The organism is Arthrobacter terrae, assembly GCF_015708085.1.
Taxonomy (GTDB): Bacteria; Actinomycetota; Actinomycetes; order Actinomycetales; family Micrococcaceae; genus Arthrobacter_M; species Arthrobacter_M terrae.
Genome location: NZ_JADNYM010000022.1, coordinates 68342 through 93377, shown reverse-complemented (window position 1 = coordinate 93377; position 25036 = coordinate 68342). Strand labels below are relative to the sequence as shown.

The window sequence follows — 25036 nt, the reverse complement described above, 5'->3', positions numbered from 1 at the left end:
CGAACTCAACGGCCAAGGACTCTGCGAACGCTGCAACTACCGCAAAGAAACACCCGGCTGGACCTCCACCCCACAACCCCGAACCCCACCACCAACCGGAACACCCGGACCGGTCACCGGAACACCCCCACGACACACCGTAAAAATCACCACACCCCTCGGCCTCAACTACACCTCCACAGCCCCACTGCTCCCCGGCACAAATAGGCGCCCGCTGCCTACGCAAGAGAACTGACAGCGCCAACAGTCATAACGGGCCCCAGTGTCGTCAAGGCGCTGACCCACGGCTTCAATCAAACGCTAAAAACTCACCGTGGTCCTCTCAATCGCGGAATCCGATTCTCCTGCCGCCTAAGATTGAACAGTAGAGCTCTGACCAATGGAAGCCATAAATACCCTGTAGGAAGTCTATTAAGTGACGTTTTCCCCCACCGGCTCACCAGAGCTGGTTACCCGGGCGCCCAGTATTGACGAACTTTCAGCCGCGGCTGGTTTCGACTATTTCCGTGCGGGCCGCGTTATCGGGATCGCATTCGAGCCCACTTCCGGGCTGCTCCGGGGCAAAATATCCGGACCTGCCGAATTCAGCGCAACTGCCAAGCTTGTCCATGGAGTGAGCGGAACCTGGCAGTGCACGGTGGGCATCTGCAACTGCCCTCTCCGGCAGAACTGCAAGCATGTAGCGGCGCTTCTTTTCGCCGCCGAGGCAGACCGGAAGATCGGCGCTCTTCTTGGTACGCATAGTCCTTCTTCGCGTCACACCGCTGCCGCACCCGATTCCGCAGATTCCACCGGCTGGGAAAAGGCCCTTCAAGGTCTCCTCCCAACCACAGTCAGTAGTACCCAGGATGACCGCCCTCGGCTGGCTTTGCAGTTTGAAATCGACGAACCCAACGCGTTGCCATCGAGCTCCCACGTGCCGCACATCTACGGGTCCGCAGGCAAACGGACCGCGGCCCCTCAGCTCAATGTCCGCCCCGTAGCCATGGGGGCCAAAGGCAAATGGCTACGCAGCGGCATCAGTTGGAGCACCCTCAATTACCTGAACTTCGGCCGTAAATTCAATGAAAGCCACCTGGAGTGGCTTCTCGAATTCCTCAGCTCGCATTCCCCCGCCACACACCAGCAAAACGCAGCATCTCCCTGGCTTTCACTGAACACCTATGCTGGCCGGAACCTATGGATCCTGTTCTCCGACGCCAAGGACATCGGTCTGCAACTCCTCAACGGCCATGGTTCCATGGAGCCCATCCAGGTTCTGCAGGATCCTGCAGCCGTCCAATTGAATCTCAGTCGGGCGCACGACGGCGGCCTGGACCTGGGTGCGCTCGTGACCGTTAACGGACGCCGTCTCGAACCGGGCGTCATCGGTTCCATTGGACGCTCGGCACATGGGCTGTTTTACACGGACGACGGGTTTCAGCTCGAGGCGGCTTCGGTCTCTGCTTCCTCTGCACCGGATGCGGTAGTTCCGGGCGATATCACCCTCGTCCCGCTTGAATCTTCTCCCTCCGTGCAGTTGCTCGACTTTGTCACTGCCGGCTCGCGGGTCCGGATCCCGGCCCGCGACGAGGAACGATTCCTGACGCAGTTTTATCCGCAGCTGAAGCGATCCGCTGAGGTCGTTTCCGCCGATCATTCCATTGAGCTGCCTGTCTACACAGCACCGGTACTCTCGCTGCTGGCAAATTTCGGACACGACCATAGTCTTCGTCTGCACTGGGAGTGGCACTATGCCGCCGGCCCCAATGTAAGCGCCCAGCCGCTGTGGGGAAGACCGGAGGATTCGGCCTCAAGGGACGAAGCAGCACAGGCCCGTATTCTGGCGGCAGTTGGGGAACCGTGGACTCTGGTGCCCGCACTAGCCGAATCCGCCGATAATCTGTGGCACAAACCAAGGCTGGCCGGCTCTGTGACCCTCCAAGGGCTGGACACGCTGGCCTTTACCGAGCAGGTCCTCCCGACGCTGAGACTGCTTCCCGAGGTTGAGGTTGAAATCGCTGGAGAAGTTGCGGATTACCATGAGGCCTCAGAAGCGCCGATTATTAGCATTTCCACGACGGCAACCGCGGACCGGGACTGGTTTGACCTTGGTATCGTGATCACCCTCGAGGGTGAGGCAGTACCCTTCTCGGATGTCTTTTCGGCTTTGGCAGCGGGGCATACGCGCATGCTGTTGCCCAGCGGAGCGTATTTTTCCTTGGATCTGCCGGAACTTCACAAGCTGCGGGACCTGATTGACGAGGCGCGTGGGTTGCAGGACGGCGCTGGTGGCGCGTTGACCATCAGCCGCTTTCAGGCCGGTCTGTGGGAAGAGCTCGTGCAGTTGGGCATTGTGGAACAGCAGGCCACCCGATGGCGCAGCGCCGTCGAGGGGCTTTTACGCGGCGCCGCACCCACGTCTCTGCCTGCCCCGGCATCCCTCAACGCCACTCTCCGTCCGTACCAGCTGGAGGGCTACAACTGGCTTAGTTTCCTATACAACAAGGGCCTTGGCGGGGTTCTGGCCGATGATATGGGCTTGGGGAAGACGGTTCAGACGCTGGCCTTATTCTGTGAGGCCAAGACCAATAACCCCTCGGGTGCGCCGTTCCTGGTGGTGGCACCCACCAGCGTGGTGGGTAACTGGCAGGCCGAAGCGCTCCGCTTTGCCCCTGGTCTGCGCACCATCGCGGCTGGGGAAACGTTCAGTAAGAGCGGGCAGGATCCTGCGGTTTTTTTTGCCGGAGCTGCCATTGTGGTGACGTCATATGCGCTGTTCCGAATCGATTTTGATTCCTACGCTGCGCATTCATGGGCGGGACTGATTCTGGACGAGGCGCAGTTCGTGAAGAATCACCAGTCCAAGGCTTACCAATGCGGGCGAAAGCTGAATGCCCCGTTCAAACTTGCCGTCACCGGCACACCGCTGGAAAACAATCTGATGGAACTTTGGGCGCTGACCTCTATCGTTGCGCCGGGCTTGTTTCCCAGCCCCAAGCGATTCGCCGAGTTCTACCAGAAGCCGATTGAAAAGGCAGGAAACTCCGAGCTGCTCGCCAAGTTAAAGTCGCGCGTTCGCCCGCTCATGCTGCGCCGGACCAAGGAACAGGTTATCAGCGACCTTCCACCCAAGCAGGAGCAGGTGCTGGAGGTGATTCTCAATCCACGGCACCAGAAGGTATATCAAACGCATCTGCAGCGCGAACGGCAGAAGATCCTCGGTCTGCTCGACGATGTGAACAAGAACCGTTTCACGATCTTCCAATCGCTGACTCTGCTGCGACAGCTCAGCTTGGATCCCACCTTGGTGGACGAGAATCTTCAGGGCGTCCGTGCCAGCAAATTAGACGTACTTTTTGAGCAGTTGGAGGACGTCCTTGAGGAAGGTCACCGTGCGCTGATTTTCAGCCAATTCACCGGTTTCCTCGATAAGGTCCGGCAGCGTTTGCACGCACAGGGAACCGGGTTCTGCTATTTGGACGGAAGTACCCGCAACCGCTCCGCCGTCGTCGAAGACTTCAAGCTTGGCACTGCGCCGTTGTTTCTGATTAGCCTCAAAGCCGGCGGGTTCGGGCTGAACCTAACTGAGGCGGACTACGTTTTCATCCTGGATCCGTGGTGGAATCCGGCGTCCGAGGCCCAGGCCGTGGACCGCACGCACCGGATCGGTCAGGAAAAAAACGTCATGGTCTACCGGCTTGTTGCCAAAGACACCATCGAGGAAAAGGTGATGGCCCTGAAATCCAAAAAGTCTGCGCTCTTCGCCGACGTGATGAGCGGAGATTCACTATCCGGCGGAGCACTGACTGCGGCAGATCTGGCCGGACTTTTCAGCGAATAAGGTCTGCGGGTCGCGCCCACCGCGCTAGAGCTAAAGCTGCGGACGCCATACGACGACGGCCTGGGATCTTGGGCGCGGCCGCTGGCCCCGGGCCAGCGTCACCACATCTCCCGCGAGGCCGGCCGCGAAGACTCTGGATGCGTCGCGTCCGCGCCAACGCCGGGCGTCGGAACCAGCAGACGCGAGCTGCTCCGCCAGTTCCGCTACCCTGGCCTGCAGCGCGGCCACTTGATTTTCCAGTTCCAGAATACGTTTGACGCCCTCCAGCGAGACGCCCTCCTGGGACAGCCGCTGCACTTCGCGGAGCATATCCACATCATGCTGGGAGTACCGGCGTGAACGGCCTGGGGCCCGACTAGGGGAAACGATGCCGAGGCGGTCGTACTGGCGAAGCGTCTGGGGATGCATCTCCGCCAGCTCGGCCGCCACCGAGATCACGAAAATCGGGGCGCCTGGATCTATCCCCACCAGCTTCTCCTTCCGCTCCGGACAGCTACCTGCTGTCGTCCGCTTTCCGCGCTACAGCTTGGCTTTCGCGGCAAGTTCAACCCGTGGGTCGCCCTCGGATGTTGCCTGTGCAAACGCCTTGACAGCTTCCTGCGCTTCATCGCTGAGCTTTTGCGGGACCGTCACATCGATGGTGACCAATAGGTCCCCGGCAGCCTTCGCCGTCGTCACTCCCTTGCCCTTGACACGCAGGGTGCGCCCGGAAGGTGTTCCGGCAGCAACCCTGACCTTGACGTATTCACCCGTGAGAGTCGGCACCGAGATGTCGGCGCCCAACGCCGCCTCCGGGAAAGTGACCGGCACGTGAATGCGGATGTTATTGCCGTCCCGGATAAAGAACCCATGCGGTTTGACCTGCACCGTGACCACCAGATCGCCCGGACCGGCCAGCCCTTGCTTGCCTTTGCCGCGGACCCGGACCTTCTGTCCGTCCTTGATGCCCGCCGGGATGCGCACGTCGATGACTTCGCCGGAGGGTTCGCGCAGACCAATAGTGGTGCCCCGAATAGAACCGGCAAAGGAAATCGTTGTGGATGCCGTGCGGTCGGACCCCTTCGTGGCCGGCGGCTGGTATCCGCCGCCCGCGCCCCCGAAACCTCCGCCACCCCCGCCAAAGAGGTCAGCGAACTCCGGTGGTAGACCCGAGGCATCAAAGCCCTGCGGCCCGGTGCTCCGGGTCCGTCCGCCACCGCCGCGCTGGGCGTTGAAAAGCCCGCCGAAGAGATCGTCGAACCCGGCACCCTGGCCACCAGCCCCAGCACCGCCTGCACTAAAGCGGGCGCCGCCACCCATAGCCCGGATCGCGTCGTATTGTTCGCGGTCCTCACGGCTGGACAGCACCGAGTAAGCCTCAGAGATATCTTTGAACGTCTTTTCCGCAGCCGCGTTTCCGGGGTTCGTATCCGGATGATACTTCCGGGCCAGCTTGCGGTACGCCTTCTTGACGTCCGCGTCGGATGCGTCTTTGGAAACGCCGAGGATCTTATAGAAGTCCTTGTCGACCCAATCCTGACTTGCCAAGGCGTCTCCTTTCTAAAAATGTGTGAGTCGAGCGGACAGCAAGTGCCCTAAGAGGACCTCTAAGGGCACCTGCCGCTCATTCGATGGGTCAGGCCGGTACGGCCACAATCACCTGGGCTGCGCGCAGCACCCGGTTCTCGGTCCGGTAGCCCGCTCGAAGCACCTGACTGACTGTATCAATATCGATGTCCTCACCCGGCTGCTGAATCAACGCTTCGTGAACCGTAGGATCAAATGCCACACCGGTTTCATCGATGCGGTTCAAACCGTACGTTTTCAGCGTGTTTTCCAGCTTGAGAGCGATGGATGCAAACGGTCCGTCCGTCAGATCGCCATGCTGACGGGCAGCATCGATATCGTCCAGAACGGGCAACACCGAATTGAGCACGCCAATCACCGCCATCTCACCGGCCACCGCGCGGTCACGTTCGACCCGTTTGCGGTAGTTGACATACTCGGCCTGGAGCCGAAGTAAATCATTTTTCAACTCCGCGGTCAGCTCGGCTGCAGAGCCCTGTGTCACGGAATCCTCGGCCGGGACCTCAACGCCGTTGAGGATATCCTCCGCCTGGGACAGCGCGTCGCCCTCGGCGCCGGTATCTGCTGCATTCCCCGCGGTTTCGCCGGTGGAGTCAGCCGGAACCCCCTCCTGGGGGATTGCTGCTGACTCGTCCGGCGACCGATCGTTTGCGTTATCCGCATCGTCACCGTGCTTTGCCATGGTTACTTCTTCTCGTCTTCGTCAATAATTTCGGCGTCAACGATGTCTTCGTCGGCGCCGTCGGAAGCGGTTCCCGCGTCGGCCCCCGCGGCGCCGTCGGCGGTCGGAGCCTCCGACTGGGCAGCAGCGTAGATGGCTTCGCCGAGCTTGGACTGCGAAGCCTGCAGCTTTTCAAACGTGCTCTTCACTGCGTCCTCGTCGGTGCCGGCGAGCGCTTCCTTGAGTGCGTCGACGTCGGCCGAAACCTCCGTCTTGACGTCCTCGGGCAGCTTTTCGTCATTGTCGGCCAGGACCTTGGCCACCGAGTACTGTAGCTGCTCGGCGCTATTGCGGATGTCCGCCTGCTCGCGGCGTGCCTTGTCCTCGGAGGCGTGCTCTTCGGCTTCGCGGACCATCCGATCGATGTCTTCCTTGGACAGCGACGAACCACCGGTGATGGTCATGGACTGCTCGGTGCCGGTGCCCTTGTCCTTGGCGGACACATGCACAATGCCGTTGGCGTCGATGTCGAAGGTAACCTCAACCTGCGGCACTCCGCGCGGGGCCGGAGCGATTCCGGTCAGCTCGAAGGTGCCCAGCGGCTTGTTGTCCCGGGTGAACTCGCGCTCGCCCTGGAACACCTGGATGGCGACGGACGGCTGATTGTCATCGGCCGTGGTGAACGTTTCCGAACGCTTCGTCGGGATGGCCGTGTTCCGCTCGATCAGCTTGGTCATCACTCCGCCCTTGGTCTCAATACCGAGGGACAGCGGGGTGACGTCGATCAACAGCACGTCCTTGCGCTCGCCCTTGAGGACACCGGCCTGCAGTGCGGCTCCAACGGCTACAACCTCATCCGGGTTGACACCCTTGTTGGGCTCCTTGCCGCCGGCAAGTTCCTTGACCAGGTCATAGACGGCCGGCATCCGGGTGGAGCCGCCGACAAGCACGATGTGGTCGATGTCGGAAACCTTGATTCCGGCTTCCTTGATCACGTCGTGGAACGGCTTCTTGGTGCGCTCCAGCAGGTCCGAGGTCAGTTCCTGGAACTTCGCGCGGGTCAGCTGCTCGTCCAAGTGAACCGGACCATCGGCGGTCACGGACAGGTACTGCAGCGAAATGTTGGTGCTGGTCGCGGAGGAGAGCTCCTTCTTGGCCTGCTCGGATGCCTCACGCATACGCTGAAGGGCAATCTTGTCCTTGGACAGATCGATGCCCTTGACCTTGAGCTGCTTGAGCAGGTAATCCACTACGCGCTGGTCCCAGTCGTCGCCGCCAAGGCGGTTGTCGCCGGAAGTGGAGCGTACCTGGATGGTGGAGAAATTGTCTTCGTCCTTGCCGACTTCCAGCAGGGAGACGTCGAAGGTTCCGCCGCCGAGGTCGAAGACCAGGATGAGTTCGTCTTCCTTGCCCTTATCCAGTCCGTATGCCAAGGCAGCCGCCGTCGGCTCGTTGACGATGCGCAGCACGTTCAGGCCGGCAATCTCGCCGGCTTCCTTTGTGGCCTGGCGCTGGGCGTCATTGAAGTACGCCGGTACGGTGACCACGGCGTCGGTGACCTTCTCACCCAGATAGCTTTCGGCGTCGTTCTTAAGTTTCATCAGCACGCGTGCGGAAATTTCCTGCGCCGTGTATTTCTTGTCGTCGATCCCGACAGTCCAGTCGGTGCCCATGTGGCGCTTGACGGAGAAGATGGTGCGGTCAATGTTATTGACGGCCTGACGCTTGGCAATCTCCCCCACCAGGACTTCCCCGGTCTTGGAGAACGCAACGACGGAGGGTGTGGTGCGGCCGCCCTCGGCGTTCGCAATGACGGTGGGCTCGCCGCCTTCGAGTACAGAGACGACGGAGTTGGTGGTTCCGAGGTCAATTCCTACTGCACGTGACATAAGGGCGTTTCCTTTCAGTTTTCGCTGCCGGAGTTTGCCGCCGCCCCATCCTTCGGGGCCTGCCGACGCCGCTCAACCAGCGGTCCATTGAGCGTTCTGCACTCAACTCTACTCAGACGGGAATTGATGTCAAATCAAGTTGAGCGTCCTGGACTCATGTTTCGCTTTGAGCGAAACGGACGACGGCGGCACGCGGCCGACGTCGTCGTCCGCGCTCAGTCCCTGAACACCTCTGGCGGCCGCACGCATCACCGCGTAAGGTCCCCAGCATGAGTGAAACGGGACGCGGGAATGACGTTTACACGCACGGCCATCACGAGAGCGTACTGCGCTCACACGCAGCCCGGACCGCAGCAAACTCCGCTGCCTATCTGCTGCCGCACCTATTGCCCGGGCTCTCGGTGCTCGACGTCGGCAGCGGGCCCGGTACGATCACGGCAGACTTCGCCCCTCTGGTGACACCGGCCGCAGTCATCGGCCTGGACCGCGCACCCGAAGCGGTGGCCCAGGCTCAGGCGCTGGCCGAGGAACAGCAGCTGGGTAATTTAACCTTCCGCACCGGCAATATCTATGACCTCGATTTCCCTGACGCCCAGTTCGACGTGGTCCATGCGCATCAGGTTCTCCAGCATCTGACCGATCCGGTAGCGGCACTGCGGGAGATGCACCGGGTTGCCAGGCCCGGTGGAATAGTGGCTGTCCGGGACGCGGATTTCCACGCCATGGCCTGGTACCCGCAACTGCCTGAACTGGATCAGTGGATGGATCTCTACCAGAAAGTGGCGCGGCATAATCGCGCGGAGCCGGACGCTGGACGGCGCCTGATCAGCTGGGCGCAGGCGGCCGGTTTCACGGACATTAAGCCGTCATCGGCCAACTGGCTATACACCACAGACGAGCAGCGCCAATGGCACGCCGGCGCATGGGCAGAGCGCGTTCTCAGTTCCGGCTTCGCGGAGCAGGCCCTGAAGTATGGGCTGGCCGACCGCGCCGAGCTGGAGCAGATCTCAGCCGGTTGGCGGAGATGGGCACAGGCCCCAGACGGCTGGTTCCTGATTCCGAACGGTGAGATTATCGCCCGGGCCTAGCATCCCCGGATAGGTTCCTCCACAGAGCTTTAGCGATGCCGGGTTACCCACGTGGAAACCTTATGTTGCCGAGGTTGATCAAGTGGAGTTGGTTAACATGGGCCAGGACTAGGATCGACTGATGACCTCACTCATCATCCCGGATGTCCGGTTCCACAAGTCCTGGCTGGAAGGCACCGAAGAGTTCCAGGGAGTCCATCTGGACGGGGCGGGCGTCGAAGCCGTAGGTGCGGAGCAGTGGCCGCTGGATGAGCTGCGGGATTCGGAAACTTTTCGACGTTTCACCGTCGCACTGATCTCTGACGCGCTGCCGGATGCCGAACGCATGGAAGGCTACGTCCCGTGCACCTACCGGTGGATCGTGGATTCGGGCAGATTCCTCGGGTCCATCGCCCTCAGGCATGAACTCAACGAATACCTTCTCCAGGAGGGCGGGCACATTGGATACAGTGTCCGGCCCAGTGCAAGGCGGCAAGGACACGCGACCAGTGCGCTGCGCGGGATCCTGCCCGTCGCCTGGACGCTGGGGATGGACCGGGTGCTGCTGACGTGTGACGAGTCGAACGCCGGCTCGCGGGCCACCATTGAGCGCAACAAAGGAGTGTATGAGGACAGCCGCAGCTGCAAGCGCCGCTACTGGATCAGCCGCGCGTAAACGCCACGTGGAACTGGCTTTAGGCTAACGGAATGGAATTTTCCCTGTGGTTGGCCCTGTTGGGCGCCGGCGCAATGATCAGCCTGACTCCCGGCGCCGGAGCGATCAACACAATGAGCAACGCGCTGACGTCGGGCTTTCGGCGCTCCATTTGGGGCATTTTGGGCCAGCAGCTGGCACTGATTATTCACATTGCGATCGTTGCCGCCGGCGTTGGTTTACTCGTCTCCAGCTCGCCCCTGGCCTTCCACATCATCCGATACGCCGGCGCCGCCTATCTGATTTATCTGGGCATCCGGAAGTTACTGACAAAGCCAAGCACCAATCCGGATGACTCCGCGACCGCCGCGGAGTCGGGCCGTTCCATGTTTCTGCGCGGATTTTGGGTGAATCTGCTCAACCCCAAGGCCATAGTCTTCTTCCTTGCCTTCATGCCGCAGTTCATCCGTGCGGACGCGCCGCTCGCGCCGCAGTACGCCGTGCTGACCGCCACGGTGGTTCTGATCGACGTGGTGGTGATGTGGTTTATTTTTGCCGCCGGGGCCAAGCAGCTTAAACATCTAACAGGCAGTCCGCGGGGCCAGCTGACGCTGAACAGCAGCTTCGGCGTACTCTTCATCGGCGTCGGTCTCCTGCTGGCACTGCTCTAACTCTCGCTAGACTAACGAAATGATTTCGACAGCCGGATCCCAGCACGGCCAACCGATGCGCTCCGGCAGCCCGCTGCCGGTAATAATCGGCATCGACGGCCGGTCCGGGGCAGGAAAAACCACGCTGGCGCTGGAACTCGCGGCGCTGCTCCGCGAGCACCACAAGGTGACGGTCTTCCATCTGGAAGACATTTACCCGGGCTGGAATGGCCTGGCGGCCGGTGTGGAACGCTACGTAAGCACGGTCCTGACACCGCTGCGCAACGGGCTGCCGGCGCAGTGGATCAGCTGGGATTGGGACAATCATTATGACGGCGCTCTGCACGTTACAGAGCCCGCTGAGATCGTGATTATGGAGGGCGTCGGCGCCGCGCACTCGTCCGCAGCCCCCCTCCTGGACGTTGTCATCAGGGTTGAGGCACCGGCCGATCACCGCAAGGCCCGTGCCATCGCGCGGGACGGGGAAACGTTTGCGCCGTTCTGGGATGCCTGGTCAGTTCAGGAAGATGAGCTGCTGGGGACCATCGAGGACGAGGCAGCAGACCTGCTGGTCCAGGGTCGGACCGATGATTCCACGCCCGGCCAGGTGCTGCTGGCTTTGACGTCCCTGCCGCCGTTGGATGCTTTGCTCGCTCCCGAACGTGCCCGGCGCCGCGGTCTGGCATTGCAGGTACACCGGGTGGAGGCTTATCCGGACCAAGAGAGGCTCTTCGGCTCGCTCTATGGCGGCTCAGCGCACTCCGTCTGGCTGGACAGCTCCAACGCCACCGCAGTCCGGGCCACCGGTCCGGGCGATGCAGACGGTCCGGACAATGCGGGCGGTCCGGGCGATACAGACGATGCGGACGGTTGGAGCGATGATCCGGGCACGCGCAGTCGGTTCTCCATCATGGCGGACGACGGCGGCGCATACGGTCAGTATGCGCGGCACGGCGGTGGTGTGACCAGAATCAGCTCCGGGGCCGTCACCGCGCGAACCCCGGGACCGTTCTTCCGTTGGCTGGACACGGTCTGGGGCCGCCGCGCCGTCCGTGCTCCGGACGATTATGTATGCGGTTTTACGCTGGGCTGGCTGGGATACCTGGGATACGAACTCAAACGCGAAACCGGCGGGGCCGACGCCGCCGGGCCGGGAACGGCAGGCCGACCCGATGATGCCGCGCTGATCTTCGCCGGCCGTGCCGTCGTCATCGACCATGCCCAGCGCTGCGTCTACCTGCTGACCCTTGCTGGAGAATCTGACGCGGTCGACCCTGCTGACCAGGCAACGAGCGAAGCCGACGTTTGGCTGGCTGCCGCCCGTGCTGCGATTGCGGTGCATTCCGGAGGCCGCCAGGCCCCGGACAGGCTGCCCGCCGACGGGCAGGACCCGGACGGACAAACCCCGCAAGGACAGGCCGCGCCCGGACAGGTAGACGATCAACCCGCGCCGGGACAGGCAGTCGATCAACCGGCGCCCGTGTTCACCTGCCGCGATACAGAGATACAGTACAAAGCAAAAATCGCCCGGGCACAGGCGGAAATTGCCGACGGTAATTCCTACGAAATCTGCCTAACCACCGCGTTGACCGCCCGCCCGGCGGCTGGCATGGACCCGTGGCGTACCTATCGGCAGCTGCGCCGGGGGAATCCTGCTCCGTTTGCCAGTTACCTGCATTTTGACAACGTGTCCATCGCCGGCACCTCGCCGGAGCGTTTTCTGCGGATCACCGCCGATGGAACCATGCGCGCGGAGCCGATCAAGGGCACGCGCCGCCGGGACGCTGACCCTGCCCGGGATGCTGCCTTGAAAGCGGCGCTGGAAAATTCTGCCAAGGACCGGGCGGAGAACATCATGATCGTGGATCTGCTGCGCAATGACCTTGCACACTTTGCGGTGCCCGATTCGCTTGCGGTGCGTCGGCTCTGCGCCGTGGAAAGCTACGCGACCGTGCATCAGATGGTCAGCACTATCGAGGCGCAGCTGCGGCCTGGGGCCACGCGCACAGAAGCAGTCGCCGCAGCCTTCCCCGCGGGTTCGATGACGGGTGCGCCCAAAATTTCCACGATGGCCATTCTGGATGAGCTGGAAGGCGCTCCGCGCGGCGTCTATTCCGGCGCCGTCGGCTACTTTTCCCTCAATGGCGCCGCGGATCTCGCTGTCACCATCCGCACTCTGGTGCTGGAAACGACGGACGACGGCGACCGGCTGAGCCTGGGTGTGGGCGGCGCCATCACCGCCGATTCCGCCCCGCATGAGGAATGGCTGGAGGTCCAGGCGAAGGCTTACGGCGTCCTGAAGGCAATTGGCACCGTGTTTCCCAACTGACCGCGGCACTAAGCTAAAACCATGACTGTATTGGTGTTCCTGGATCCGTCCGTGCCGGCAGGGCGCATCGTGGATGCCGCGGTACCGGCACTGATGGCCACCGATCAGGGTGCCACGCGGGGGGACGGCGTGTTCGAATCCCTGCTGGTGGTCGGCGGAAACATCAGGAAGAGCCAGGCCCATCTGGACCGGCTGGATTCCTCGGCCCGCGCCATGGATCTGCAGGTCCCGGCGCAGGATCAGTGGCGCCGCGCTATGGCCACCGCGGTCAAGGAATTTCGCCGTGACCGCGCCGACGCCAGCGGAAGCGGGAACGGCAGCACCACCAACGACAGCACCACCAACGACAGCACCACCAACGACAGCACCACCAACGACGATGAAATGGTGCTCAAGCTCATTGTGACGCGCGGTGTGGAGGGTGGGACTACGCCCACGGCGTGGGTGCAGGCTTCGGAGCCGCCCGCGGCGGGACGGGCACAACGGGAGACCGGGGTTGATGTGCTGCTGCTGGACCGTGGCTACGACAGTTCCGTTGCCGACCGCGCGCCGTGGCTCTTGCTCGGCGCAAAAACGCTGTCCTATGCCGTCAATATGGCCGCTCTGCGGTACGCCCGCGCGCACGGCGCTGATGACGTTATTTTCACCAGTGGGGACGGACGTGTTTTGGAGGGACCGACGTCGTCCGTACTGCTGGCCCACGCCGAAGGAGACGGGCCGGATCGGATCAGACGTCTGATCACGCCCCGGCTGGACAGCGGTATTTTGCCGGGCACCTCGCAGGGCGCGCTGTTCACAGCCGCCAAGGCCGCCGGCTGGGAACTGGGATACGGACCGGTCGAACCAGCGGACCTCTTTGACGCGGACGCCGTTTGGCTCATTTCCAGCGTTCGCCTGCTGGCACCGGTTAACCGAATCGATGGGCGGGAAATCGGCACCCCCGATGCCCGGCGTGCCCTCACCACCGAGCTCAACAAGCTGATCGCCGGCACCCAATAGATTCCCGTCCGTCATCAGGAGCCATACTCCGGCTGCGGACTGTCCCACACCCAGGGCCGTATGCTACGTTTTCAATGAGTAATGAGTGCCAGCGCTAAGCCCTGACTTGCTGGCCGGCAACCCTCTTTCCGGCGGGGTGCCTCAGGTGACTACTCGGCAAACCCCGGCGTGACGGCCCAGGCTTGCAAGCGTGAACGGTTCCGGCGGTCCTTGGTCGCCCCCTCGCCTGCATCCATTGGCCGCACCATTGATTGCAATGAGGAGACCTCTCTCGTGACAGCCCCAACAGCCCCGCCTGCCGCCGACGCGCCGCTGGCTTACCGCCTGCTCAGCGGGCCCAATGACCGTTCCTTCTGCGCACGTGTCAGCGCGGCCCTGGCCGACGGATATGTACTTTATGGCAGTCCCGCGCTGGCTTTCGACGGCGGACAGACGGTAGCTGCGCAGGCGGTGATCCTGCCCTCCGCCCTTATCTCAAGCGCTACCGGCACCACGAACGCTACCGGCACCACGAACGACAGCGGCAAATGAGCTACGCGGGCGATCTTACGGTGGCGCAGGCCTGGGAAAAGCTGCTGGCCGGTGCGCTGCTGGTGGACGTGCGGACCGAGGCCGAATGGAACCACATCGGCATCCCGGACACCTCCGCAACAGGCCGCGTTCCGCTCTTCATTCAGTGGAACCTGACCGGCGGCACGCAGAACCTGGATTTTCTTGAACAGCTGCGGGCCCAGGCTCCCAACGCCGCGGAGGTGGAACTGATCTTCCTCTGCCGTTCCGGCGTGCGCTCGATCGGCGCCGCCGAGCTTGCAGCCTCCGCGGGCTTTACCAGTTGGAATGTACTGGACGGCTTCGAGGGCAGCCCCGATGCCTACGGGGACAGGATCCTCAACGGCTGGAAAAACCGCAGCCTTCCGTACTCGCGCAGGCAACTTACGCCAACAGCTGAGGGCCAGGGTCCAGCATGAGCAACTTCAACCCCCAAGCAACCGGTTGGGCGCCGTCCACGCAGGCGGTTCGTGGCGGCCTGGACCGTACCGGATTCCAGGAAACTTCGGAGGCATTGTTCCTGAACTCCGGCTATGTCTACGGATCGGCCCAGGCCGCGGAGCAGGCCTTCACCGGCGAGGTGGACCGCTTCGTCTACTCCCGGTACGGAAACCCCTCGGTTGCCACTTTCCAGGAACGGCTGCGGCTGCTCGAGGGCACGGAAGCATGCTTCGCCACCGCTTCCGGGATGTCGGCGGTCTTTACCGCCCTCGGCGCCCTACTGGGCGCCGGGGACCGGGTTGTCGCGGCACGCTCGCTGTTCGGCTCCTGCTTCGTCATTCTCAATGAAATCCTGCCGCGCTGGGGTGTGGAAACCGTTTTCGTGGACGGCGCTGATCTGCAGCAATGGCGGGAAGCACTTTCGGTGCCGACGACGGCGGTCTTCTTCGAGTCGCCGTCGAACCCGATGCAGGAAATCGTGGACATCAGGGCTGTCTGCGCGCTGGCACATGCTGCCGGCGCAACGGTCGTGGCGGACAACGTCTTCGCCACCCCGCTGCTGCAAAAGTGCGGGGAGCTGGGCGCGGATGTGATTGTCTACTCCGGAACGAAACATATCGACGGTCAAGGGCGCGTGCTTGGCGGCGCCATTTTGGGCACTCGGGAGTTCATCGACGGACCCGTGAAGCAACTGATGCGCCATACCGGCCCTGCGCTGTCTGCCTTCAATGCATGGGTGCTGACCAAGGGGCTGGAGACCATGGGTCTTCGGGTGGCACATTCGGCTGCCAAAGCACTGCGCCTGGCAGAGTTTTTGGAGCAGCATCCGGCGGTGAATTGGGTACGGTACCCGCTGTTGCCCTCGCATCCACAATTTGAGCTCGCGCGGAGCCAGATGAAGGCAGGGGGCACCGTCCTCACCTTCGAGCTCGCTTCATTGGGCTGTGTCGGCAGCAATGCCGACTCGGACAGCGAGCTGAAAGGAGGCAATGCTGCTGGAACAGCAGCTAAGGATGCGGCATTTGCGCTGCTCAATGCGTTGACAATCATCGACATTTCCAACAATCTTGGCGATACCAAGTCCTTGATAACGCATCCGGCCACCACCACGCATCGGGCAATGGGGCCGGAAGGTCGCGCCTCCATTGGACTGACCGACGGCGTGCTGCGTCTGTCGGTGGGACTGGAAGACATTGAGGATCTCATCGGGGATTTGAAGACTGCTCTCGCCGCGGCCCAACTTTAACCAACAAGGGTGAGTGGGCACATTTGCCCCCTTCAATCGCCGGGCTCAGCAGGTTTAAGTCACAAATGTACCCGCTCACGCTTAGTCTTGGAAATATTCGATCTCGGCACCGAGTGTGTTCAGCCGCTCGGCGAGATCCTCGTAGCCGCGTTCAATCACATAGATATTGCGCAGCTCGGAGGTTCCCTTAGCGGCGAGCATCGCCAGCAGGATGCAGGCGGCCGGGCGCAGGGCCGGCGGGCAGCCAATTTCCGCGGCGCGCCAGCGCGTGGGCCCCGTAACGTCGATCCGGTGCGGATCCAGCAGCCGCACGCGGGCGCCGAGCCGATTCAACTCGGTCAGGTAGATGGCCCTGTTCTCATAGACCCAGTCATGGATAAGCGTCGCCCCCTGCGCGCAGGAGGCGATCACCGCGAAGAACGGCAAATTGTCAATATTCAGCCCCGGGAACGGCATCGGATGGATCTTGTCCGCAGCCGCAGTCAGCTCCGAGGGCAGCGTAGTGATGTCCACCAGCCGGGTATGTCCATTATGTGCGGTGTACTCAGCCGACTTGCGGTAGTGAAAGCCCATCTGCTCCAGCACGCTGAGTTCAATTTCCATGAACTCGATGGGCACCCGCCGGATGGTGACCTCGGAACCGGTGACAATGCCGGCCGTGATCAGGCTCATCGCCTCGATCGGGTCTTCGGAGGGCGAATATTCGATGTCTACATCAATCCGGGCCTTGCCCCTGATGGTCAGCGTGGTGCTGCCGATGCCCTCTACGCTGATGCCCAGCCCCTGCAGATAAAAGCACAGGTCCTGGACCATGTAGTTTGGGCTGGCATTGCGGATCACTGTAGTGCCCTCCCGATGAGCCGCCGCCATCACGGCATTTTCGGTCACCGTGTCCCCGCGCTCAGTGAGCACAAAGGACCGGTCCTGGTTATCGGCCGCGGGAGCCTGGATGGCATAGAACCCCGCATGTGCCTGGACCGATAACCCGAATTCGCGCAGCGCCTGCATGTGCGGCTCAACGGTCCGTGTCCCCAAATCGCAGCCACCCGCATAGGGCAGCCGGTAGCTTGCTTCTTCATCCAGCAGCGGCCCCAACAGCATGATGACACTGCGCGTGCGTCGGGCGGCCTCCACATCCATGGCCGGCAGGTTGAGTACGGCGGGGCGCCTGATGAGCAGATCGTTGGCGTTCAGCCAGGTGCATTCGACGCCGATGCTGGTCAGCAGCTCCACAATGCGGTTGACTTCTTCGATCCGTGCAAGCTGGCGCAACGTCGTCGTTCCGCGGTTCAGCAAACTGGCGCACAGCAAGGCGACGCCGGCATTCTTACTGGAGTTAACGTCAACGCTGCCGGAGAGCTGGTGACCGCCTACCACGCGCAGATGCGTGATCCGCTGCTTGCCGCCGTCGCCCACATTGACTATGCTCCGTCCGAAGATAGTCTCCATCCGCCCAATCATTTTCAGGCTCAGATTCTGTTTGCCCTGTTCCATCCGCGCCACCGCACTCTGGCTGGTGCCCAGCTCGGCCGCCAGCCGCCCCTGGGTCCAGCCCTTGTTTGTGCGGGCATCACGAACCAGCACTCCAACGGATTCCGCAGCTACTTGAGTCATGAATCCATTTATATCATAGAATGTATAAAGCGCTGTAAAAGACAGCCCGGATGCTACAACAGCGCGTTTTCTAACCGTTTGGTGCAATAATCCGGAATATTTGCCACTTCCCGGCGGGGAAACCTCCGCACGTCAACGCTACCCCTACCCGAACACCGGGTTCCAGGTTCCCAGTCCGACGGCGGCGCCCACTACCGCTGCCACCATCAGGACAGCGGCGGCGACGACCTGCGCGTCAAGTGGCCCAAACCTGGACTCGCGCGCCCAGCTCCTCGGGCCCGCGCCGAAACCTTTCGCTTCCATCGAGACAGCCAGCCGGGACGCTCTGCGGATCGCCTGCACAAGCAGCGCCAGCGCCTGCCCCAGAGACGCCTTGAACCTGCCCGCAAACCCGGATCCGCTGCCCACTCCTCGAGCACGCCGCGCCATTCCCAGCGTCTGCCATTCCTCCACCAGCAAACCGACCAGCCGCAGAGCGGCAAGGGCACCTAGGACGAATCGGTGCGGAAGCTTCATCTTCTGTGCCAGCGCATCCGCCAGATCCGTTGGATCCGTGCTGGCCAGGACGATCACGCCGGGGAGGGCGATGGCAATACCACGGAGCATAATGGCAAGGCCCGACTGCAACGACCCCTCGGTAAAGAGCAGCGGACCCCAATCCAGCAGCACCGCACCGGTCTTTGGCGCCAACAGGGCCGAGCCGTAACCGCCGACCAGTGCAGCCGCCAGAATTGGCCAGCCGCGCAACAGCAGCGTGCGGGCACTAAGGCCGGCGAGCGGCAGCACTGCCAGTTCACACACCAATGCCACGGTGGCCGAGGCCCAGTCCACGCTCAGTAGTAAAACGATGGTCAGCATCAGTGCCGCGGCGAGTTTCGCCAGCGGATTCGCCCGGGCCAGCACGGCTGTTGACCGCGGTCCGGCCATCACATCAACGCTCACCGGACACCTCCGCACGCGGTTGTGGGGTTTTCGACGGTCCGCCGCCCAGCGGCGGTGAGCTGGAACTGCGTGCCCCCCAGTAACTGGGTAAATTCCTGATCATGCGTCACTGAGATCACGGACGTCCCGGCGTCGAGCAGTTCCGTCAGCAAGTCCACCAGGTCTGCCCAGGTATTGGCGTCCTGGCCGAACGTCGGCTCGTCGAGCACCAGGAGTGACGGGTTAGCGGCCAGTACGGTGGCCACGGATAACCTGCGCTTTTCTCCACCGGAAAGCGTGTACGGATTGGCCTCGGCCAGATGCGTCAACCGGAGCCGCTCCAGCAGTTCATCGACCCGTTCGGACCCGCGGCCCAGGAGTTTAGGTCCGAAGTTCAGCTCATCCAGCACGCGGCCGGTGACAAACTGATGCTCCGGCTCCTGAAACACGGTGCCAATGCGTTGGATCAGGTCTCCTCCGCTCCAGCGGTGCGGTTCGTTCCCCGCCCCCCGGCTCAGCGCGTCGGCCGCGCGCAAGCGCCCGTCCAGCGGCGGAAGCAGACCCCCGAGGGTAAGGGCGAGCGTCGATTTTCCGGCACCGTTGGGGCCGGTGATACTCAGCGCAGCACCGGCGCGCACACGCAGGTCAATGCCGGACGCCACCGCTGCGGCCGGGAGGCGCCGTGCGGCACCACGGCGCTTACCGCCGTTAGCTGCCTGCCGCGATACAGCGAGCTGATCGGCGTCCAGCAGCACATCAGCGTCCAGCAGCACATCAGCGCCGGTTTGGGCTTGCCCGGCGATTTGACCACCAATTTGACCGGCGATTTGACCATCAAGGGCGCCCCTCCGGGGGCGGGTGACCGGGATGTAGCCGGGCACCCAGATGCCGGCTCCGGTCAGCATCCGGCGCGCCTGCGTCAGCACGTGGCGTGGCGGACCATCGATCAGCACGCCGCCGCCCTGACCGCGGTCCCCGGGGGCGAGCACCACAATTCGGTCCACCACGTCCACCCAGACCGCCACCCGGTGTTCGACAACCACCATTGTCGCCCCGGTGCTTTCGAGCATCCGCAGCACCGCGTCGCGCACCTCCAGCACTCCGGCCGGATCGAGGTTCGCCGTGGGCTCATCAAGGAGCAGCAGGCCCGGCTGCATCGCAAGAATGCCGGCCAGGCCAAGGCGCTGCTTCTGTCCGCCGGACAGTGACGAGGTGGGATGGTCCAGCGGAAAGTCCAGTCCGACCGCGTCCAACGCGTTACCCACGCGGCGCCAGATCTCGTCCCTGGGCACGGCGAGGTTTTCCGCACCGAACGCCACATCGTCCCCGATCCGGGAGAGCACCACCTGGGCCTCCGGATCCTGCTGCATCAGCCCTGCGCTCCCGCGGCGGACGGCGGGGTTTTCGCCGTCGACCGTCAGTGAGCCGGACTCCGCAGCATCCTGGTCCGCTCCGAGCACGCCGGCAAGGGCATGCAGCAGAGTGGATTTGCCGGCCCCGGACGGCCCCAGCAGCAGCACGCGCTCCCCCGGGGCAATATCCAGCTCCAAGTCGCGGACGGCCTGCGCTGCGCGGCCGGAATGCCGCCAGCCCCAGCCTCGCGCGCAAACGGCCGCAGGCCGGGTATGCTCCCGGGTGTCGGCGTCGTAAGGGGACATGTTCTAGACTGCAGGTTCCACCGCGGCGCGGCGGGAGCCGAGGTTGGCCAGGGCACCGGTCTTCGCCAGACCACGCACGGCCAGCCAGGACAGCAGCCCGGCAATAAGCGCACCCGAGATAGCCCCAAACACCAGATACACGATCTTCCAGGGGATCTCCCACTCAGCGTTATAAACAAGATTGTCCACGATGCCCATGCCGACGCCGGACAGTGCACCGGCTAACAGTGCGATCGGAAGGTTGAACTTCCGGTACAGGAAGATGGCGAAAACCAGTTCTGCCCCGAGCCCCTGCAGCAAACCCGACAGCAGCACAGTCAGGCCGAAATGCGAGCCGAGCAGGGCCTCCACCACGGCCGCCATCAGTTCGCAGTACAGCGCCGCGCCGGGCTTGCGGATCACCAGGCCGCCGATGACCCCGGCGATCAGCCAGCCGCCGCCGTATAGTCCGCCCAGTGGGGGGAAAATCACGGTGATTATGGCGATTCCCGCGTAGCCGATAGACCAGAGCCAGAAGATGACGCCGACGGCCACGGCCAGAACTGAGGCAACGACGATGTCCACGACGCGCCAGCGTCCGGCAGGCCTGGGACTCCCGGCAACAGCGGATGTCGTTTTGGCTTGGGGTTCCGGTGATTCCGGCGTGGAACTAACGCCGTTTTCACTCGTGTTTGACGTACTCATTGCGTGTCCTCCTTTTCAGGAGGGGCGGCAGGACGCTTGCAGGACGCCGCATGCCGAAGAGAACTCGACTCCCTTCGCCGGTACTAGCCGGATCAGGTTCGAGGGTCAGCGGATGTCCGCACTCTCAGCGCACGGACCGTTAAACGGTGACCGGCGCTCCCCTGTCGTGTTAATTGCAGTTCCCAGCTTACACCGGCAAGCGTCCGATGCGGTGGATGTGTCGCCCGCTGGCAGTCTTTGGCCGCCGGTATGCCCGGCTATCTCGTGGAAAGCGGCGGTTCAGGTTAGGCTGGCCAGATGAATATTCTGCTGAAGCTGATCGGCACAGGCGTAAGCATTGGCGCGGGTTTCCTGGCTAATAAAACGGTGGACATGGTGTGGGCAAAAAGCACCGGCAAGAAACCGCCCAAAGACGGCACTAATCTGGAGTACAGCCTGCGTTCGGCGCTGACCTTCGCTCTGGTCTCCTCCGCCGTTGCTGCCATTATCCAGGTCATCGCCGGCCGCGGCACGCAGAAGGCCATCGCCCGGATCAACAAGAGCCCCAACGAGGTCTAGCCTTCGGATTCGGGAACCAGAGCAGGTTCCCGCACCAGCGAGGACATCTCCCACGCCAGTGGATCCAGACGGAAGGCAAATTCAAGCTTTAGTGCGGGCACCCATGGGATCAGTTCGGTTGGAACTGCGGCCGGGCGCCGGAATATACCGCCTCATGCGCCAGGAGCACCAGATGAAGCCGGCGGCGGGAACAGCGGCCAGCAAATAGAACGCGTGCCGGCCCAGCCAGCGGAAAAATAAGGACGCGGGAAATGCTGCTGCCACTGCGGCGGTGGCGTATCCGTTGATGCATGCAGTACCGGCAGGAACGTATAGCATTCTGGCTATGAGTGAGCTCACACCGGCCGCCGGCTACTCCGGCCTGGCCGAAGCCAAGGCGCCCGCCACGAAGGGCCAGATTCTTGCCTGGGCGTCCTGGGACTGGGGATCTGCGGCCTTCAATGCCGTCATGACCACCTTCATTTTTACCGCCCTGTACCTGACCGGAGATGCTTTCGGCGGGGCCGATCACGCTTCCGCCGTCCTGGCCTTTGCCCTCTCCGTCTCGGGCGTCGCCATTGCCCTCTTTGCCCCGGTGGCGGGCCAGCGTTCGGACCGCAACGGCCGGCGGCGGTTATGGCTTGGAATTAATACTTTGCTGGTCGCACTGCTCACCGCCAGCTGCTTTTTTGTCCAGCCGCACGAGTCGTACCTGCTCTTCGGCTGCCTGGCGATTGGTGCCGGCCACGTCTTCGCTGAACTGGCTGCGGTGAACTACAACGCCATGCTGCTGCAGATTTCCACCCGGTCCACCATCGGACGGATCAGCGGATTTGGCTGGTCAGCGGGGTACTTGGGCGGCATCGTGGCGCTGCTGATCGTCTACTACGGCCTGATTGCCCCGAAGGTGGGCCCATTCGGCATTACGGACCAGGACGGCATGACGTACCGGGTGGTGGCGTTGTTCTCAGCGGCATGGATCATCATCTTCTCCATCCCCGTGCTGCTGGCCGTCCCGGAGGCCAAGGCGGATCCGGCGGAACCCAAGGTAGGCTTCCTGCGCTCATACGCGGATCTCTTCCGGACAATTGCCCGGCTCTGGCAGACCCAGCGGCACACACTGTACTTCCTGATGAGCAGTGCCATCTTCCGGGACGGGTTGGCCGCCATTTTCACCTTCGGGGCCGTGATCGCGGTGGGTAGCTTCGGCTTCGCCAAGGGTGACGTGCTGATTTTCGCCATTGCGGGCAACGTTGTTGCCGCCGTCGGGTCCATTTCCGCCGGCGTCCTTGACGATCGGCTAGGCCCGAAGACTGTGATCGTCATCTCGCTTGGCGGATTGCTGGTCTCCGGGACCGTGCTGCTTTTCGCAGAAGGGAAGACGGCGTTCTGGATCTTCGGCCTGCTCCTATGCCTGTTCGTTGGTCCGGCGCAGTCCTCCGCGCGCACCTTCATCGGCAGACTCGCACCCGAGGGGCACGAGGGGGAACTTTTCGGACTCTATGCCACTACCGGACGGGCGGTGTCTTTTCTGGCGCCGATGCTCTTCGGACTCTTTATCGTCTGGTTCGGCGCACAGCGCTGGGGCATTATCGGTATCCTGATCGTGCTGCTGGCCGGTCTGCTGATGCTGCTGCCGGTGAAAGCCCCCGCCCGCAACGAATCCGCGCACGCCACGGCCTGACCCTTGAGCGAGTTGGTCAGATGGCGGTGATGTGGAAGTTCTGGAAGGATCGGGACGCGGTGGGGCCGCGCTGACCCTGGTACCGATTGCCGTACCCGCCCGTGCCGTAGGGGTGCTCCGCAGCTGAGGTCAGCCGGAAGAAGCACAGCTGCCCGATCTTCATTCCCGGCCAGAGCTTGATCGGCAGGGTTGCAACATTGGACAGCTCGAGCGTCACGTGCCCGGAGAACCCTGGATCGATGAATCCGGCGGTGGAGTGCGTCAGCAGCCCCAGCCGTCCCAGCGAGGATTTCCCCTCCAGCCTGGCCGCAATGTCATCAGGCAAGGTCACAGCCTCATACGTCGAGCCGAGCACAAACTCACCAGGGTGCAAAATGAAAGGTTCGTCCGGTGCGACCTCCACCAGGCGCGTCAGATCGGGCTGATCCACGGCCGGATCAATGTGCGCATATTTATGGTTGTCGAACAGCCGGAACAACCGGTCAATGCGCACGTCAATGCTCGACGGCTGCACCATGGCGGGATCGTAGGGTTCCAAGGCAATGCGCTTGGCGTCAATTTCGGCACGAATATCACGGTCTGAGATGAGCACCATCTAAAACTAGCGCATCGCCTTGGCCGCATCAGACGATTGGGCGCTACGGCGTGACCGCACCGATTTCGGTGCGTACGGCGTAAAGCTCGGGGAAAAACGTCAATGCCAGGGCGCGCTGCAGGAAATCGACACCGGAAGAACCACCCGTGCCGGTCTTCATTCCAATGGTGCGCAGCACGGTCTTCATGTGCCGAAAACGCCACAGCTGGAAGTTGTCCTCCAAATCCACCAGCTCCTCGCACGCCTCGTATAAGTCCCAATGCTCCGACGGGTTCTCATAGATCACCCGGTACAGCTGCACCAGTTCATCGTTGAAGACGTGCGCCTTGCTGAAGTCACGGTTCAGCAACTGGGTCGGAACCTGGAATCCGCGCCGATCCAGCAGCCGGATGAATTCGTCATAGACGCTGCTCTGGCCCAGCAGCTCTTCAAGCACCGCATGAGCGGCGGGATCCGAGGAAAATACCTTGAGCATTCCCGCGTTCTTATTGCCGAGCAAAAACTCCACCGCCCGGTACTGGGCGGACTGGAAACCGGACGCAGAGCCAAGGTCACCGCGGAACTGGGCATATTCCGAGGGCGTCAATGTGGCCAGCACCGACCATTGCTCGGTCAGGCTGCGCTGAATGTGCTTAATCCGCGCGATCCCCTTCATCGCCGTTCTCAGATCATCGACCATCAGCGCCTTCCGCACAGCCCGCATCTCGTGCAGCACCAGCTTTAGCCAGAGCTCGGAGGTCTGATGCTGGATGATGAAAAGCATCTCGTCGTGGTGCACAGGCCGGCTGACCGGGTGCTGCGCGGAGAGCAGGTCATCGAGCGCCAGGTAGGAGCTGTAGCTCATCTTGTCCCCGAAGTCCGTCTCGATGCCGGCTTCGATCTTCCGCGTGTTCTTCTTAACCGCCACTGCCAGTCCTTTGAATAGGTTCGCCATCGCCATATTGGAGCCTACGCCAGCGCTGAACGCACGGCTAAGGTAGTTCCATGAACATTCTAGAAACCCCGCTGCCGGGGATCGGCGTCCGCCGGGAACTCACGCTGAGGACCGGCCGCCGCGTTGGCGTCGTCACACACCGCGACGGCCATACAGAACTTATCGTCTCCCGGCTCGATGATCCGGACGCCTGCGCCGTGTCGATCCCGTTAAGTGCGGACGAGTCGGCGGCCCTCGGCGGACTGTTGGGCGGCACCAAACTCATTGCCCAACTGTCCGCGGAGCAGAAGGATCTCCCCGGAGTCAGCACCCAGCAGTTCCTGATGCATGAAAGTGCCCGCTTTGCCGGCCGCACTCTTGGCGAAACACAGATGCGGACCCTGACCGGCACCTCTGTTGTCGCGATTCTCCGGGAAGGCAGCGTCCTCGCTTCGCCACGGCCGGATCAGGTCATGCTGTCCGGGGATGTAATCGTCATTGTCGGCACCGATTCCGGCTTGGCAGCGGCGGCTGAAATCCTGCAGTCCATTTAGG

The 25036-nt window shown here is 62.7% G+C and carries 22 protein-coding genes and 2 riboswitches; of the genes, 12 read left to right on the top strand and 10 right to left on the bottom strand.

What is annotated here, in order from left to right; translation table 11 throughout:
* The first annotated feature begins 415 nt into the window (after positions 1–415).
* Entirely contained in the window at positions 416–3823 is a 3408-nt protein-coding gene (locus IV500_RS16200) for a DEAD/DEAH box helicase (RefSeq protein ID WP_196397847.1), read from the top strand.
* A gap of 30 nt (positions 3824–3853) precedes the next feature.
* Here IV500_RS16200 and IV500_RS16195 read toward each other — a convergent pair whose 3' ends face one another.
* From IV500_RS16195 to dnaK, 4 genes are all read right to left on the bottom strand, one after another.
* A complete protein-coding gene (locus tag IV500_RS16195; RefSeq protein ID WP_196397846.1) occupies positions 3854–4291 on the bottom strand; it encodes a heat shock protein transcriptional repressor HspR in 438 nt (145 codons plus the stop codon).
* Positions 4292–4342: 51 nt separating this feature from the next.
* A complete protein-coding gene (locus IV500_RS16190; RefSeq protein WP_196397845.1) occupies positions 4343–5350 on the bottom strand; it encodes a DnaJ C-terminal domain-containing protein in 1008 nt (335 codons plus the stop codon).
* Positions 5351–5438: 88 nt separating this feature from the next.
* Complete coding sequence (locus IV500_RS16185) at positions 5439–6071, bottom strand: nucleotide exchange factor GrpE (RefSeq protein ID WP_196397844.1); 633 nt, start codon at positions 6069–6071, stop codon at positions 5439–5441.
* Positions 6072–6073: 2 nt separating this feature from the next.
* On the bottom strand, positions 6074–7939 hold the full coding sequence (dnaK, locus tag IV500_RS16180; RefSeq protein WP_196397843.1) for a molecular chaperone DnaK: 1866 nt from the start codon (positions 7937–7939) through the stop codon (positions 6074–6076).
* A 269-nt stretch (positions 7940–8208) separates the two neighbouring features.
* On the opposite strand from dnaK, the gene IV500_RS16175 reads away from it, so the two are divergent.
* From IV500_RS16175 to IV500_RS16140, 8 genes are all read left to right on the top strand, one after another.
* A complete protein-coding gene (locus IV500_RS16175) occupies positions 8209–9027 on the top strand; it encodes a methyltransferase domain-containing protein (protein WP_196397842.1) in 819 nt (272 codons plus the stop codon).
* Between the two features lie 121 nt (positions 9028–9148).
* Complete coding sequence (locus IV500_RS16170; protein WP_196397841.1) at positions 9149–9682, top strand: GNAT family N-acetyltransferase; 534 nt, start codon at positions 9149–9151, stop codon at positions 9680–9682.
* A 32-nt stretch (positions 9683–9714) separates the two neighbouring features.
* The gene (locus tag IV500_RS16165; RefSeq protein WP_196397840.1) at positions 9715–10332 is read left to right on the top strand and encodes a LysE family transporter; all 618 of its coding nucleotides are present in this window, start codon (positions 9715–9717) and stop codon (positions 10330–10332) included.
* 19 nt (positions 10333–10351) lie between these two features.
* Entirely contained in the window at positions 10352–12640 is a 2289-nt protein-coding gene (locus tag IV500_RS16160; RefSeq protein WP_196397839.1) for a chorismate-binding protein, read from the top strand.
* A 21-nt stretch (positions 12641–12661) separates the two neighbouring features.
* Positions 12662–13639 carry an aminodeoxychorismate lyase gene (locus IV500_RS16155; RefSeq protein WP_196397838.1) on the top strand — a complete coding sequence of 326 codons (978 nt, stop codon included), beginning with the start codon at positions 12662–12664 and terminating at the stop codon, positions 13637–13639.
* A gap of 77 nt (positions 13640–13716) precedes the next feature.
* Positions 13717–13836, top strand: a riboswitch (SAM riboswitch).
* A 76-nt stretch (positions 13837–13912) separates the two neighbouring features.
* Entirely contained in the window at positions 13913–14170 is a 258-nt protein-coding gene (locus IV500_RS16150; protein WP_196397837.1) for a DUF1737 domain-containing protein, read from the top strand.
* Positions 14167–14607, top strand: a complete 441-nt coding sequence (locus IV500_RS16145; RefSeq protein WP_196397836.1) for a rhodanese-like domain-containing protein — start codon at positions 14167–14169, stop codon at positions 14605–14607. The genes IV500_RS16150 and IV500_RS16145 overlap by 4 nt, the downstream gene beginning before the upstream one ends.
* A complete protein-coding gene (locus IV500_RS16140; protein ID WP_196397835.1) occupies positions 14604–15875 on the top strand; it encodes an O-succinylhomoserine sulfhydrylase in 1272 nt (423 codons plus the stop codon). Before IV500_RS16145 ends, IV500_RS16140 begins: the two co-directional genes overlap by 4 nt.
* An 81-nt stretch (positions 15876–15956) precedes the next feature.
* Here the strand turns inward: IV500_RS16140 and IV500_RS16135 are convergent, their stop codons facing one another.
* The 4 genes from IV500_RS16135 to IV500_RS16120 all read right to left on the bottom strand — a co-directional run bounded on the left by IV500_RS16135 (position 15957) and on the right by IV500_RS16120 (position 20752).
* Entirely contained in the window at positions 15957–17489 is a 1533-nt protein-coding gene (locus IV500_RS16135; protein ID WP_196397834.1) for a UDP-N-acetylglucosamine 1-carboxyvinyltransferase, read from the bottom strand.
* A 144-nt stretch (positions 17490–17633) separates the two neighbouring features.
* Positions 17634–18416: an energy-coupling factor transporter transmembrane component T family protein gene (locus IV500_RS16130; protein ID WP_196397858.1), complete on the bottom strand. Its 783-nt coding sequence runs from the start codon at positions 18414–18416 to the stop codon at positions 17634–17636.
* A gap of 11 nt (positions 18417–18427) precedes the next feature.
* Positions 18428–20068, bottom strand: a complete 1641-nt coding sequence (locus tag IV500_RS16125) for an ABC transporter ATP-binding protein (RefSeq protein WP_196397833.1) — start codon at positions 20066–20068, stop codon at positions 18428–18430.
* Positions 20069–20071: 3 nt separating this feature from the next.
* Positions 20072–20752 carry an ECF transporter S component gene (locus tag IV500_RS16120; RefSeq protein ID WP_196397832.1) on the bottom strand — a complete coding sequence of 227 codons (681 nt, stop codon included), beginning with the start codon at positions 20750–20752 and terminating at the stop codon, positions 20072–20074.
* 52 nt (positions 20753–20804) lie between these two features.
* Positions 20805–20925, bottom strand: a riboswitch (TPP riboswitch).
* Positions 20926–21049: 124 nt separating this feature from the next.
* On the opposite strand from IV500_RS16120, the gene IV500_RS16115 reads away from it, so the two are divergent.
* Positions 21050–21310 (top strand): DUF4235 domain-containing protein, encoded by a 261-nt coding sequence (locus IV500_RS16115; RefSeq protein ID WP_196397831.1) that lies wholly within the window; start codon positions 21050–21052, stop codon positions 21308–21310.
* Positions 21311–21635: 325 nt separating this feature from the next.
* Positions 21636–22973, top strand: coding sequence for an MFS transporter (locus tag IV500_RS16110; protein WP_196397830.1), 1338 nt, complete (start codon positions 21636–21638; stop codon positions 22971–22973).
* A 16-nt stretch (positions 22974–22989) separates the two neighbouring features.
* Here IV500_RS16110 and dcd read toward each other — a convergent pair whose 3' ends face one another.
* Positions 22990–23565, bottom strand: a complete 576-nt coding sequence (gene dcd, locus IV500_RS16105; RefSeq protein WP_196397857.1) for a dCTP deaminase — start codon at positions 23563–23565, stop codon at positions 22990–22992.
* 46 nt (positions 23566–23611) lie between these two features.
* Positions 23612–24475: a tryptophan 2,3-dioxygenase gene (locus IV500_RS16100; protein ID WP_196397856.1), complete on the bottom strand. Its 864-nt coding sequence runs from the start codon at positions 24473–24475 to the stop codon at positions 23612–23614.
* A 77-nt stretch (positions 24476–24552) separates the two neighbouring features.
* Between IV500_RS16100 and IV500_RS16095 the strand changes: the two genes are divergently transcribed.
* Entirely contained in the window at positions 24553–25035 is a 483-nt protein-coding gene (locus tag IV500_RS16095; RefSeq protein ID WP_196397829.1) for a cation:proton antiporter regulatory subunit, read from the top strand.
* The last annotated feature ends 1 nt before the right edge of the window (position 25036 follow it).